Origin of the sequence: Leptothoe sp. PORK10 BA2, assembly GCF_034932105.1 — a bacterium.
GTDB lineage: Bacteria > Cyanobacteriota > Cyanobacteriia > Phormidesmidales > Phormidesmidaceae > Leptothoe.
The window spans coordinates 1-14,209 of sequence record NZ_JAYGIG010000144.1; the positions used below are offsets into that span (position 1 = coordinate 1).

Here is a 14,209-nt window from a genome sequence, read left to right on the forward strand (position 1 = left end):
TGTTGGGACTAGATTGGCGTTCATATTCCAACTCTAGTCCTATTTCCTGCTTGATGCTCTACAACCTCCAACTGACAATACTTCAGCCCCTTTACTGATGGCCGAGGAACACCGGTTACGCCCATAGACCACTCGCTTCCAAGCCGCTGCCCTTCTTAGAGACGGGATCGGCGGTCCCAGTGGCAGGGGTCCCAGGAGCAGCGTTTTCAGGAGTAGCAGTTCCGGCATCAGCGGTCCCGGCATTAGCAGGGACCGCCACCGTTGGCTTGTTTGAGGGGGAGACGTTCTGTGTATCAGGATTGCAGCTACTGAGGAGGGCCATCAGGCCAGCTGTCGTACAACCAATTGAGATAAAGCGCACCATGGTGAAATCTCCAATAGTCATCGGTTTCAGCGAGAGGTTGCTAAACGTTGTCCTAGTCCAGAACGGTCATGTTGCTGTAGAAGAAATGACCGTTTTAACTGGGACCTGGGTTAAAGCCTACCTGGTCAGGGCAACCATTGCCTGGGTAATGCAACTGAGTTCCCTGGGCTCAATTACGTAGGGGGGCATGGTGTACAGCAGTTTGCCAAAGGGCCGCAGCCATACCCCATGGTCTACACAACGGGACTGCATGACTGCCATATCAACCGGTTCGCGGAGTTCCACCACACCGATGCCGCCGAGCACTCGGACTTCTCTGACCAGTGGGGACTCGCGGCAAGGGGCCAACTCTGCTTTAAGTTGCGCCTCCATCTGTTGAATCTTAGAGCGCCAGTCGTAGCTGTCTAGCAGGGCCAAATTTTCTAGGGCCACGGCACAGGCTAGGGGATTGGCCATAAAGGTGGGACCGTGCATAAACACCCCGGCATCTCCCTGGGAAAAGACCTGACTAATGTGGGGGGTGGTGAGGGTGGCCGCTAGGGACATAAACCCGCCCGACAACGCCTTGCCGATACAGAGAATATCAGGGGCAACCCTGGCATGTTCGCAGGCAAACATCTGGCCTGTCCGGCCAAAGCCCGTGGCAATTTCATCCAAAATCAAGAGCACCCCATACTGGTCGCAAAGCTCCCTGGCCCGACGCACATAGTCAGGGCTGTAAAACCGCATGCCCCCAGCACCCTGGACTACTGGTTCAAAGATGGCTGCTGCAATCTTGCCGTGGTTTTCCACCAGCAGCTGTTCAAAACTCTGAATATCTGTATCGTTCCACACCCCCCAGAATGGAATCTGGGGAATATTCGCAAAATACTGTTGCCGCAAAACCTGGTTAAACAGGTGGTGCATCCCAGTCACTGGGTCACACACGGACATGGCATCAAAGGTGTCCCCATGGTAGCCGCCCCGGACGGTGAGAAAGCGGTGTTTCTCGGGTTTACCCAGGTTGTACCAATATTGAATGGCCATTTTCATGGCCACTTCCACCGCCACTGAGCCAGAGTCACAGAAGAACACCTGCTGTAAGGGCGGTGGGGTGAGGTCCACCAATCGCTGGGCAAGCTGCACCGCAGGCTGGTGGGTGAGCCCACCGAACATCACATGGGACATGCGGCCGATCTGATCCTGGGCGGCCTGATTCAGCCGGGGATGGTTATACCCGTGGATGCAGGTCCACCAGGAGGACATGCCGTCCACTAAGGTGCGGCCATCTTCTAACTCGATGTGCACCCCCTGGGCCGATTTAACTGGAAATGTCGGCAGGGGATTGGGCATGGCAGCGTAGGGATGCCACACATGCTGCCGGTCGATGGCGAGTAGCTGGTCCGTGGGTAAGGGGTTCATGGTGGTTGGCAGTGGGGTGGGCGTGGGGCCATTCATCCACCAATGCTATTCAACCGTGACTGTAATTTTCTTAGACAGCACTGGCTTGTCGTGGGGAATGTGGCTGTAGTTGCCCAGGACTAGCTGTAATGTGTGCTCGCCAGGAGCGAGGGTGAGCTGGGTTTCGGTTTGGCCTGCCCCATAGTGGAGAACGTGCTCAGAACCCTGGAGCGGTTCCGTTAAGGACGGTAGCTGATCCACATCTACCATTAAATGGTGATGGCCCGTATTGGGACGATCTACCCCTGCCGGGGCGATGCCCATACCCGACAGCCCAAACTGCACGGTGAAGGGAGCCTTGACCGTATCTCCATTGCTGGGGGTAATAATATAGGCTTTTGCGGTCTCAGGTGCTGGGGAGAGGTCTGCTCCGTAGACGGGGGGAGTGCCTAAACCCAACAGACAGGTGAGACACAAAACTAAGGTGAGAAAGCTGCGCTGGATGATTTTTACTGTTTTCACGGTAAGTAACCTAGATAGCCTACGGGGGACATGGGATAAGACTGAACATTGTCCATGGTAAACCGTTGTTGATCCGCTAGCCCAATGTTGGTCCATCTAAAGCTCTATGCCCATGTCTATAGCCCCATACGGATTGTGCAATGATTACGACCATAGTTCCAACTGGCACAGCTAATTTGAACGATTTTTCAATGGTTTGAACCCCAAAAAAGTAGACCAATCGTAGAAAGTGTCCCCTCCGTTTGTGCACAGGTGGGTCACTAGGGATACAACAAGGACATGGAAACGAGGTTCAGTTACTTGTTGCGCTAAGGGCCAACAGCTAGCTCCTCGGCCTACTACAAACGTTTCGAGGAATCTCACCATGTTTTTTAACCGTATTCTTTGCTCCCTTGGCCTCACTGCTGTAGTCCTAGCTGCAGCTCCCCTAACCGCCTCTGCTCAAGAAGCTTCTGATTATAACTATGTTGGTATCGGCGGCAGTGATGAGGGATTTGTTGTTAATGGTAAAATCTCCTTGTCCGAGCATTTATCTGTGCGTCCTGCCGTTAGCACTGATTTTGACTTTGACGACAGTGAAGATGTCAACTACGTTCTACCCATTACCTATGACTTCAATGCCCTTGATGCTGCGGGTCGTGTCAATCCCTTCCTTGGCGCTGGTATTAGTGGTGAGCTAGGTGACGATAGTTCTGTTGAGGCTGCTGTGACTGGTGGTACTGACTATCGCGTGACTAACAATTGGCTGGTCAATGGTTCTGTTGTTTGGTCTCCGTTCCAAGATGGGAGCGATGATGTGGACTTCATTGCAGGCATTGGCTACAGCTTCTAAGTTTGGTCGCTGCTTTGAACGACTATCTCCTTGTTTAAAAGTTTGACTCTCCTTAGCCCCGCTATTAGCGGGGCTTTTTTTGTCTATGGCTTGACGCCTCTGGTTAACGATCATAGGGCTCGCTAATAGCTTTGTTGCCCTTAGGTTTTAAGAGGTTTGTTCTTCCCCCTCAGCAGGCGTAAGGGGAATATCTGCGGTATTAAAAAACTCAACAAAAGCCTTGTTTAGGCGGGTATAGCCCTGCTCGTTGAGGTGTAATTCATCCTTGCGGTGGTTTTCGGACAAGAGTCCTTCGCCATCTGCGATCGCAGAAAATCCATCAAAGATCATCACCTGATCATCGGCTAAGGAACCAATGTATCCATTGACTTCATTAATGGCCTGGGCAATATCGTCGGACCACACGGGTTGACGAATTAGGGGGACTTCTCCAACGGGGAGAATGGTCGTGACAATCACAACGGCGCCCAATGCTTGGGACTTTTCCACCATTTGACGAATGTTGGAGCGGCAGAGATCAATAATAATGTTGCGACTTTCTGGCATCAGGGGAATGGCTTTAAGATCATTGACCCCGACTTGAATCACAACAATGTCAGGATCTAACTCCCCCACATGGGACTCGAAGCGCTGGATCGCTTGGGCCGATGTTTGCCCCCCCACCCCTCGGTTAATAAATTCATAGCCTTCTAAATTAGGCGCAGTCCAGTCTTCAGCCCTAGAGTCTCCAAAGATGACGACCCGTTTGGTATCGCCCTTCTCGCTGAGTTTTAGATCTTGATTGTAGTAACTGAGACCTAAGGGATCTAAGCGAACCTGGTTCAGTTCAACGTAGTATTTTGTAAGCTGTCCGTAGAGGAAAAAATTGAGAGCTACTGAAGCACCTACCAGAGGTATCCCCACATATGTCAGTAGCGAGCTAAACTTGACCAATTTCATAGCCTTGCGCGATGGATATTCAAGTTGCAAGAGATGCTGGAATAGGTTGATGTCTTAACGTGTAGGTTGTGACTAACATTTCTATATCGTTTGTTCCAAATGATGTTAGCCTAACGGCTGGCTTCTGGGTTGAACTATTGATCATAGGGTTCTTTCGGCCTGCTTTAAAGGTTTGACTAATCTTTGTGAGGCTCGGGTGTAGAGGTGGGATGCTCGATTACGGGGGGATGGAGGATGGGAAAAATGGTTGCCATTTGGGGTTGCGGCAGGGCATAACCATAGAGTGCTTTTTGGCTGGGTAGATTTCCCCCGACGGTTGATTTTATGGCTCCTGAGACGACGTTATTTTTTCCTCCCAAGCAGAAACCGTTATTGATTCGGTTGGTACAGAGTGTTTCCTACCTGGTGCTGCAGCGGCTGTATCAATGTGGGTTAGTGGTCTCGGAAGACGATGTGGCTAAGCTCCGTGCCATGGCTGGAACTCGTGTGGTGTATGTGTGTAACCATCCCACCATGGAGGATGGCATGGTGCTATTTAGCCTGGCGGCTCGGGTGGGTCAGCTGTGGCACTACGTTGTCGCTAAGGAGTCGTTTCGGGGGTTCCAGGGTCGGTTTTTGCAGTGGATGGGTTGCTATTCTATCCGGCGGGGGTTGGGGGATCGGGCGAGCATTGCCCAGACTTTGAGTTTATTAAAAACCCCCCAGGCCCAGGTGGTGATTTTTCCAGAGGGGGGGTGTTCCTATCAAAATGGTACGGTGATGCCGTTTCGCCCGGGGGCGATTCAGATGCCGTTGCAGGTGATCGCGCAGCTGACGAAGCAAGACCCAAATACAGACTTGTATGTGGTACCGATATCGCTCAAGTATCGCTATACGCAGCCCATGACCGCCATCATTGAGGATACGTTGCAGGGGCTGGAGCAAGCGCTGGGAATTATGGCGGCTGAGGCTGGAGAACCTCGGACTTTTTATTCACGGCTGCTGGCGATCGCAGGCCGCGTACTGGCCCGGCTTGAAACAGAATATGGCCTGGCCAATCAGCCGGAACAGGACTGGAACCCGCGCATTGACCGGTTGCGCAACCATGTGATTGCTCGGTGTGAACAGCAGTTAGACCTGCCATCCAACGGAACTACCATTCGAGAACGGGTGTATAAAATCCAAGCCCTGTTAGAAACCGAAGAACCCAAAACCATTGCCGAAGACGATGCCCTTTACTGGACAACGGTGCGGCTGCTCAACTTTGATGCTATTTATGATGGTTACGTGGCGGACGATCCTACCCCCGAGAGATTCCTAGACACTCTAATGCGGCTGGAACGGGAGGTCTATCAGGTGGAACATATTCAGCCTAAGGCACACCGCCAAGCCATTTTTCGTGTCGGTGAGCCCATTAACCTGAAGCACTATGTAGCTGATTTTCGCCGAGATAAAGCTGGTACGGTGGGTCAGCTGACGGAGCAGCTCCGCCAAGGAGTACAAACTAATTTAATTTAAAAATTTAATTTAGTCTCCTGGTAGCGACTCTAACAGCCCATGGGTAGCGCTCCATCGAGTAGCACAAGGGGGGCAGGGCAGCCTTGCCAGTGGACAAGCTATGTGGATAAGTGATATTTTGTCAATATCTATTGATATATCGATTAGTTTATTAAGTTTATTAGTAAGTTGTTATCAGCAGTCGCTTGTCTTGTCAGTTGTCGTTAGCATCTAGGCAATTTAGATAGAGTATATAGAGATGTGTCGTCATTGCCTGCTTCATGAACGAATGTGTGACTGAAGGATATGATTCCATTGTTTGTTCAACACCCAGTCTTTTAGGTCTCTGGCAGGGCAGCTCCAGAGCCATGTGTTGCCTGCAATGGCAGGGAAATCGGTTTCTGCTGACGGATGTGAATCCGGCCATGGCCCAGTTGCTGTCAGCACCGGTTGAACAGTTAATTCATTGTTCTTTTGACGATGTTTTGACAGCAGATACGGATCCTACGCCCTACTTTTGGCAAGCGTTGGAGGGTGGCCAGACCGTTACGTTTGACCATAGGGTTACCCTTGCTGAGAGTCAGTACTGGTTCTCCATTGAAGTAATTCCTGGAGTGCAGCCCACCGTGGAGGGGGCTGTCAGTAATGTTTTACTGATCATCGAGGATACGACCGAACGCAGGACTACTGAAATGGCCCTGCGGCAGAGTGAGGACCGGTTTAGATCTCTGTTTGAAGGGGTGCCCCTGATTGGTATGCAAGTTTACGATCGCAACCGTCGGGTGGTGGCTTGGAATCGGGCTAGTGAGGAAATTTATGGTTACACCCGTGAAGAAGCCATGGGGCAGTTGCTAGAGGATTTGATTATTCCGGACTCCATGCGTGACATGGTGGTTCAGGCTGTGGATAACTGGGTACAGGGGGGGATGCCGATTCCGGCCGATGAGCTGACGCTGCGCCATAAAAGTGGTGCGCCCGTGGAGGTGTTTTCTAGCCATATTATGCTGACCAATCTCCAGGGTGAACCTGAGATGTATTGCTTGGATTTGGATATTCGCGATCGCAAACAGGCCCAAGCCGCCCTGCGCCAAACCCAGCTGATCCTGATGCAAGGCGAAAAAATGTCTAGCCTGGGGCAAATGGTGGCGGGCATCGCCCATGAGATTAATAATCCCATTAGCTTTATTGATGGCAATCTGGACCATGCCAAGGACTATGTGCAAGAGCTACTGCACCTGGTTAAGTTGTATCAATCGGCCTATCCCAGCCCCGGCCCCGCTATTCAAACGGCCCTAGAAAACCTAGATCTTGATTTTCTCCAAGCCGACTTTTTGAAGCTGGCCACCTCGATGCAGGTGGGAGCCGATCGCATTCGTACTATTGTCGACTCTTTGCGGAATTTCTCTCGCCTTGATGAGACCGGGGCAAAATTGGTTGACATCCATGAGGGACTGAACAGTACCCTGACCATTTTGCGCCATCGTCTACAGTCAACAGATATGCCCATTGAAGTGGTGAAAAACTATGGCTCCCTTCCTCCCATTGTTTGCTATCCGGGGCCTCTCAACCAGGTATTTATGAATGTGTTGACCAATGCGATCGATGCTCTGGGTCAGAGACCACGAGACCAGAGCCCATGGTCTCCTCAGATTGAGATATCGACCGCTCAAAAAGACCATGGACACATTGTTATTTCTATTAGTGACAATGGCGCTGGCATCTCCGAGGCAGCCAAAGCTCAAATTTTTGATCCATTTTTTACCACTAAGCCCGTGGGCCAAGGCACGGGCATGGGGCTAGCCATTAGCTATCAGATTGTTACACAGCAGCACCGAGGACAGCTATTGCTTCGGTCTGAACCCGGTGGCGGCACCTGCTTTGACATTTACCTGCCCATGGATCCCGAGCAGCAACTTTAGCAATCTTCGCTTTTAGAAATCCCCTTCGGAGCTGCTGTCACAAATATCACCTAGGTTGTCGGGACAGGTGTCAGAGTCAATGGCAATGCCGCTGAGGTCGAGCAGCTGCCATTCTTGTTCTACGGCAGGGATGAGAATTTTGCCAATGGGGCTGATGTCGGTAAAGGGATTGTAGGACGCGTTGAGGGAACGGAGGGTGGGTATATTGCCGACGGAGGCAATGCTGTGAATTTGGTTGTAGCTGATATCCAGGGTGGTGAGCTGGGTCAGGGCGGTGAGGGGGCTGATGTCTTGCAGTTGGGTGTTGGCCACTCGCAAGGTGTGGAGCTGGTCCAGGGCAGTAATGGGGGCTAAGTCTGGAATGACATGGCCGCTAAGGTTGAGGTCGGTGAGATTGGGCGTTGCGATCGCAATCATTTGCAAATCCACACCGATGGGAAAATCCACCATCAAGCCATTGGTGGGCAAATAGGTCGTCTGGAGCTGGGGCCCCCACAGGCTGTCCACAGCGGCCAGCCAACTTTCGGCCCGCTGGCAATTGCTGACGGGGATAGCGGCCATCAGGGCCTCCACTGTTTGCCAAGCATAGGACCGGCCATAGAGCAGGCTACTCCAGTTGCTGGAAATGCCCTGATACGCCTCACAGAGATCGGCAAATGTTGGCTGTGCGATCGCAGGCGTTGCCACCGCTGTCGTACAGTACACTGCTGTCGTACAGCAGACCGCTGCCATGGCAGCCATCCGGTTCACAGCTAAAGGCTTGAGTTGGGGCATCATCATGTTTCGTCACTTTCCGTCTGCGAGACTCCCCAGCATTGGACCACCAAATCATCCTCGGGTCCATCACTTTTAAGAACCATTTATATTTGACCCATTATATTTGACCATTATTTGCTCTCCCACCGGACTCATGGGAGCATCCCTCAAAACGCTACAGCAGCGTTACCAATCAGTCTGTCAGTATGCTCACCCATGGCTGGTATAAAGCGTGACCTGGGCGTTCTTTGCCTACGCTCAGCATTTTTGAACCCATGGGCACCCGTCAGTATGGCTAGGGCAAAACTAATACCACAGGAGAAAAATAAGTACGTGATTTAGGATCCGATCCCCAGATTGGCCTATCGCGAACCAAAAATACGAGTTATATTGCTATGAGAATAAAAGGGTTTGCGATCTACCAGTAATCAAGGATTTTAGTACGAAGACTTAAAAAGGCCGAGTAAATTCTTCCGAAAATTCCATATTCATTGCTTCATGATGTACGGATCTCCCTCTATGGCTAGGGTAATCTTAATATCAGGTAGTCTCGTCAGTCAGGTTTTCTATGGAAGGAGCGCAACCATCGCTTCAAAACCAGCAGCGTGTACTCGCCGCCATCGTGGTGACTGACGCAGTAGGTTTCAGTGCTCAGATGTCCGTCGATGAAGAGCGGGCACTGGCCACTATCAATCGAGATCTGAAACAGATTGCAAGCTTGTGCAATGTGTTTAACGGTCAAGTCCTCAAGTCAACCGGCGATGGTCTGTTGATGTGCTTCTTTAGTGCGGCCCAGGCAGTTGCCTGTGCGCTCAATATTCAAAAAAAATTGCGCCGGGGGAGTAAGCGGGAAAGCTTTGATCATCGCATTGGTGTCCATCTTGGCGATGTTTACATCAACGACTCAGACGTCATGGGTAATGGCGTCAACATCGCTGCTAGACTAGAAAGCTTTGCTGCCCCTGGAGAAATCTGTGTTTCCCAAGTGGTCTACGATGTGGTCAAAGGTAGGCTAGATCTGGATGCCACCTTCCTCGGGCCGCTAAATCTCAAGAATATTCAAGAACAGGTTCCCGCCTATCAGATACGTCCCGTCTTTGATTTAGACATCTGTGACACGGAGTTGACCCGACCATTTTTTGCCGAATCTGCTGAAGGATATATTTTTGACAGCCCACTAGATAAGGCATTACAGACCTTAGGTGATCATGCGGACCATCTCCGTATAAAAAAGCTGATCTTTGGTACCTGCCAAAATCTGTGGGAAAACGACACCACCGTCCTAGATCAGTTTTCCCTACAGCATCTGATCCATGCTCTCATGCGGCGTAATCCATCGGTGGATCAGTGTCGTGCCAGCCTTTATCGCATTGTCGCCACCCTTAACCACAAAGAAATTTACTCCGATGTGGCCGAAGATATTCTGCAGGCCATTACTCCCCTCTATATTGAACGGGCAGCTAACCGCTTAGCTGCCGCTGAGGAAGAGTCTGAGCACGCAGCCAACCATCCTGAGGATGTGGCCGAAGAAGTGGCCGGGGAGTCCAAAGATCGCTATCAGCATGTAGCCGATGAGCTGGAGGCCGATGGCCAAATTACTCGCATCAAAAAAGTCCTTTACTGCCTCTGCCATACGGTATGGGAAACAGATATCCGAAAAATTGAACAGACAGACACGGCTATATTGGTGAAGCAGCTTTACCAGCTCACCCCCACCCCCAACGATCTCAAATATCGGCTGCGCCACCTGCTACATCACCTCAACCGCAAAGCTAAGTACACCAAGATCGTCAACACCATTTTCAAGGCGTTTCATCCCCTATACAGTGTCCAGACGGAGCTGATCCCGATGTCGACACCGGGGTTTAGCAACTCCAACGACACCGATAGCCCCGAAACCTGTTTTGGCGATCTTCCCGTCGGCATCCATCCAGAAAACACCGTTGCCTTCTCAGCGAAGCCGGTGGAAGAGCCATCCATGGCAGATATGGCCCAAGTCAAAGACCGGGCCGATCTGTTTGAGCTACGTCTGGACATTATCAAGTACTGCAATCCGCTACGGGCTAAAATTCTGTTGCACTCCACTCTTTACAGTCCATTTACCGGTAGTTCACAAGAGTGGTCGCTGCTGCGCAGTAAAACCTTAGAAGACTTTTTGCGAGAGGTCTTTAACTATTGTCCATCGTTTCAAGACTTAGAAAGTAAGCTGTCGATCATTGTCCATTGCCTAGAAGACACTGAAGAGAATGAGCCTGTGGTCACAGCCATCTTGAATGCCATTAAGCCCTACTATGCCGAACCCGACAAATCTCCTCCGGTGCCTGTAGGGGCCAAAGCTACTATTCCCGCTGCTGTGACCTCTGTTCCCCCTGTTTCCTCCATGAGGCCCGCATCCTATGGATAAGAATGAACTTCTAGACTGTTATAACAGTGGTCAAAAAGACTTTAGAAGTCTATGCTTAGCAGGTTTGCAACTCCCCAAAGCAGACCTGATTGGCGCTAACTTTTCCAAGGCCGACCTAGAGCGCACGGACCTGATGTTTTCCTACTTGAGTCGGGTCAATTTCCAACAGGCCAACTTGAGCCATGCCAACCTCAGGGGCGTTAATCTCAACCAGGCCAATTTGATCTATGCCAACCTCAGTGATGCCAACCTGCATGGGGCCAGTCTCCAGGGAGCAGATCTACGCGGTGCGGACCTCACCCTGGCGGACCTATTTGACGTGAACTTGGCTGATGCTGATTTACGCAATGCGGACCTGAGCGGAGCCAACCTGACCGGAGCCTGCCTGCGGGGTGCCAATCTACGGCAAGAATTACGCAGTGAGCAAACTATTTTGCGCGGGGCCCATCTGCGACAGGTGGACCTGCGCGGAGCTAATCTAAAGGGTGCGGACCTGGCCAATGTGGACCTGAGCGGAGCCAACCTCAGCGAAGCCTTTCTGAAGAATGCAGACCTGCGCAATGCCAACCTCAACGGCGCGAACCTGAGGGGGGCGTCCTTGGCCGATGCCCAGTTAGAAGGGGCCAATCTACGCTATGCCAACCTCACCCGTACCCGTGCCCAGCGGGCCAACTTAGCAGGTTGTGACTTTACCGGTGCCAACCTCAAGGGCGTTAACTTTACCGACGCTAAACTGTGTGGGGCCCAGCTCTTCCAAATCGTTATGAGCGATGCCCGACTGCTGCGGGCCGATTTGAGTCGCGCCAACCTGAGCGGCGCAGACCTTACCCAGGCGGATCTGACCAACGCCTACCTGGGCCGTACGAACTTAGGCGAAGCGAACCTGACCGGGGCTATCCTATTTAGGGCTGAACTGAGCAGCGCAAACTTAGTAGATGCAAAATTCGCCGGGACCACGATGCCTGACGGGAAAGTGCTCGATTAGGGCTTTGCTAGGCGGCTGTAGTGGGTTGGAGCGGCGATTTTAGACTTGAGGCTATGCATCGATAAAGCCTTTGAGGGCGGCGACTACGGGTTTGACGACTGGATGATCGATGGCTGCTTCGAGGGCGGCGCTGCCGCCTTCTTTGAGGGCGTTGATGACTCGGGCTTTGAGGGTGGGGTTATGGTCGACGGATTCGACTAGTTTCGCGGTCATCATGGTTTGGCCAACGGGGGTGGTGGGGTCGTAGTCGGTTTCGAGTTGGGTCAGCAGCTCTTTAATTTCTTGGGCGGCTTGGGTGAGGTTTTGGCTGTTGTGGATTTGGCTGTGGATTTTGTCGCCCATGACTTTGTCGCCTGCGATGTTATCGCCAGAGCCATATTGGTGGATGGTGTTGCCCATGGTTGGTTCTCCTGGTGTGTAGATTAGTTTTAGGACTTGATCGGTGTGGAGTGGCGGCATGGCATAGGTTTGGCCATGGTTGTCACTGAATTTTGACTGCGTAGATGTTGGGGGATAGCTGCTCGACTGGGGTGCCGACTTGGCCAGCGGTGAGGTTATGGGGCTGGTAGGTCTGATTTTAGGGCGACGATGTCGAGGAGCTGCGGGTTGGTTGGTGTATTTATGGAAAGTACTGGGTTATGCCTAGAATAGCTTTGAATTTTATTTTTATGTGCCTGTTTTATGGCCTTCTACAAGGTCGCCACCAAAGTTATCTCCATCGCCATGCTGGTGTAGGTTTTTACGCGAAGCGTCAATGAAAATATTTGTATTTTGTCCAGAGCTTTCTACATCGATGCCTTTTTGTCTGAGTTGCCGTACTTCGAGAGGCTCATATCCGTCGAGGAGTTGGCGTAGATTCACTCTGAGTTTGAGTTTGGGCACAATTACAGTCTGTTCACCCATATCTTCTAAACTCAATAAGTCTTGATAGTTTAGCGGTGGCTGATCATCATGCTCAGGCACTGGGACCCACTCAGTCGGCTTAGCAACATTGGTATGGATTTTTTTGAATACATCACGGATGAGTCCTAGAAAAAGCCTGCGGGTGGATTCTTTGCCGCTGACGGCGATGAAGACTTTGTTGTCGGAGGGGTCGGCTTTGATGCGGGCAATGTTATAGACTTCGTCATTTTCGGTATAGGCTAACATGACGCCACTGCGCCAGTAGAGCTGTTCATGGATTTTTTCGTGGGTGAGAACAATAAAGCGAGAGATGACGCTGTCGGGAAGAACGGTGTAGTGATATTGAAACTCTAGAGTTTCGCCTTTTAGACTGGTATCCTCCGGTTCTTCCTTGGGGAGAATGCCGGGAATAAGGTAGCGAGTTGGCTGACACTCGGGTAGCTGAAAGCAAAGTTGAAATTCTGCCATGAGATCGACTAGGAACTGGTTTCGATCGGTTGGGTAGCGCTCGACGGGGAGGATACGGCTGAGATCAGCTAATGTGAGCTGGCCTTTAGCTTTGATCTTAAGATCATCATCGCTCAGGAGCTTGTAGATGCCCCGGGTCACCCAGTCAGGGTTGAGCACGTTGGTGTTGTGCAGTAGGTGGTGTTCGCGAAAGTTGAGTACTAGACCCAGGTTGTGTAGTAGGCCGATCAGCTGGGCTTGGTTGGTTTCATCGGTAATGGCGTTACCGTAGCAGATGCCAATGTATTCGTTATAGGTAATGAAGTCTTGCTGCATAGCTTCTAGGTTTTCTTTAACTTGAAACCAAGAGAGGGGCAACAGATCGTAGACTTCTTTGAGCTGGCCTACTTGTTGGATAATGGCTTGTTTTAGGTCTTCGATACCTTTGCCTGTTTGGCAAGAGGTTTCCAGAATGGTTTGGATGTTGGGATATTTTTCCCGTAGGGCCTTACGGTTGATGTCAAGGGGCTGTTCATCACTTTTGTTGCCGACGATGATGACGGGGGACTTGTCACCAAAGCTGTCGATCAGTTTGAGCCAATAGTCGAGACGGTTTTCGTCTTCGCTGGTGCGGCAGTTGCAGACGAGGAGGTATAGACTACGTTTGGTGAGGAAGAACTGATGGGTGGCATGGTAAATTTCTTGGCCGCCAAAGTCCCACACATTGAGACGGACTTCTTTGGTGTTTACAGAGATCTTCCAGTCTGAGACTTTGAGACCGTCAGTCTGTTTTTCATTGGGGTTAAAGCTGTCTTCGAGTAGCCGGTTGATTAGGGAGGTTTTGCCGACACTGCCCTGGCCAACAAGGATCAGTTTGGCTTCGTTGAGGGGCCGAACCTCGCCACTACGAAGCTGACGACAGTAGTTGAAGATGCCAGAGATAGAACCTGGTTCTTCATACTCCTCTGGAGGCCCTAGGATTTCTGGGGCGATTGGTAATGGGTTGTGACGTACATCGAGGGTTTTTAACTGATTTAAGGTTTCTAAACGCTGTGGAATTTCGGTGATTTGGTTAGAGCTGAGGTAGAGGTGTTGTAGAGCCGAGAGCTGAGCGATGGAATCGGGAATTTCGGTGATTTGGTTAGAGCGGAGGTAGAGGTGTTGTAGAGCCGAGAGCTGAGCGATGGAATCGGGAATTTCGGTGATTTGGTTAGAGCTGAGGTCGAGGTGTTGTAGAGCCGAGAGCTGAGCGATGGAATCGGGAATTTCGGTGATTTGGTTA

12 protein-coding genes are annotated in these 14,209 nt (G+C 51.3%); 5 read left to right on the forward strand and 7 right to left on the reverse strand.

Going from position 1 to position 14,209, the window contains the following annotated elements; all coding sequences use genetic code 11:
• Positions 1-115 precede the first annotated feature (115 nt).
• The 3 genes from VB741_RS23080 to VB741_RS23090 form a co-directional block, all read right to left on the reverse strand.
• Entirely contained in the window at positions 116-364 is a 249-nt protein-coding gene (locus VB741_RS23080) for a hypothetical protein (protein ID WP_323367573.1), read from the reverse strand.
• Between the two features lie 117 nt (positions 365-481).
• A complete protein-coding gene (gene bioA, locus VB741_RS23085; protein WP_323367574.1) occupies positions 482-1,765 on the reverse strand; it encodes an adenosylmethionine--8-amino-7-oxononanoate transaminase in 1,284 nt (427 codons plus the stop codon).
• A gap of 45 nt (positions 1,766-1,810) precedes the next feature.
• Positions 1,811-2,266 carry a DUF4399 domain-containing protein gene (locus tag VB741_RS23090; protein WP_323367575.1) on the reverse strand — a complete coding sequence of 152 codons (456 nt, stop codon included), beginning with the start codon at positions 2,264-2,266 and terminating at the stop codon, positions 1,811-1,813.
• Between the two features lie 364 nt (positions 2,267-2,630).
• Between VB741_RS23090 and VB741_RS23095 the strand changes: the two genes are divergently transcribed.
• Positions 2,631-3,098, forward strand: a complete 468-nt coding sequence (locus tag VB741_RS23095) for a hypothetical protein (protein ID WP_323367576.1) — start codon at positions 2,631-2,633, stop codon at positions 3,096-3,098.
• A 147-nt stretch (positions 3,099-3,245) separates the two neighbouring features.
• Here the strand turns inward: VB741_RS23095 and VB741_RS23100 are convergent, their stop codons facing one another.
• Positions 3,246-4,037, reverse strand: coding sequence for an SGNH/GDSL hydrolase family protein (locus VB741_RS23100; RefSeq protein WP_323367577.1), 792 nt, complete (start codon positions 4,035-4,037; stop codon positions 3,246-3,248).
• A 324-nt stretch (positions 4,038-4,361) separates the two neighbouring features.
• On the opposite strand from VB741_RS23100, the gene VB741_RS23105 reads away from it, so the two are divergent.
• Positions 4,362-5,534, forward strand: coding sequence for a 1-acyl-sn-glycerol-3-phosphate acyltransferase (locus tag VB741_RS23105; RefSeq protein WP_323367578.1), 1,173 nt, complete (start codon positions 4,362-4,364; stop codon positions 5,532-5,534).
• Between the two features lie 272 nt (positions 5,535-5,806).
• A complete protein-coding gene (locus tag VB741_RS23110; RefSeq protein WP_323367579.1) occupies positions 5,807-7,432 on the forward strand; it encodes an ATP-binding protein in 1,626 nt (541 codons plus the stop codon).
• Positions 7,433-7,444: 12 nt separating this feature from the next.
• On the opposite strand, the gene VB741_RS23115 is transcribed toward VB741_RS23110, so the two are convergent.
• On the reverse strand, positions 7,445-8,212 hold the full coding sequence (locus VB741_RS23115; RefSeq protein ID WP_323367580.1) for a leucine-rich repeat domain-containing protein: 768 nt from the start codon (positions 8,210-8,212) through the stop codon (positions 7,445-7,447).
• Positions 8,213-8,756: 544 nt separating this feature from the next.
• On the opposite strand from VB741_RS23115, the gene VB741_RS23120 reads away from it, so the two are divergent.
• Together VB741_RS23120 and VB741_RS23125 are read left to right on the forward strand one after the other, a co-directional pair.
• Complete coding sequence (locus tag VB741_RS23120; protein WP_323367581.1) at positions 8,757-10,592, forward strand: adenylate/guanylate cyclase domain-containing protein; 1,836 nt, start codon at positions 8,757-8,759, stop codon at positions 10,590-10,592.
• Positions 10,585-11,577 carry a pentapeptide repeat-containing protein gene (locus VB741_RS23125; protein WP_323367582.1) on the forward strand — a complete coding sequence of 331 codons (993 nt, stop codon included), beginning with the start codon at positions 10,585-10,587 and terminating at the stop codon, positions 11,575-11,577. Before VB741_RS23120 ends, VB741_RS23125 begins: the two co-directional genes overlap by 8 nt.
• Positions 11,578-11,628: 51 nt before the next feature.
• On the opposite strand, the gene VB741_RS23130 is transcribed toward VB741_RS23125, so the two are convergent.
• Both VB741_RS23130 and VB741_RS23135 read right to left on the reverse strand, forming a co-directional pair.
• The gene (locus VB741_RS23130; protein ID WP_323367583.1) at positions 11,629-11,976 is read right to left on the reverse strand and encodes a hypothetical protein; all 348 of its coding nucleotides are present in this window, start codon (positions 11,974-11,976) and stop codon (positions 11,629-11,631) included.
• Positions 11,977-12,243: 267 nt separating this feature from the next.
• On the reverse strand, positions 12,244-14,209 hold a 1,966-nt coding region (locus VB741_RS23135; RefSeq protein WP_323367584.1), incomplete at its 5' end, for a COR domain-containing protein.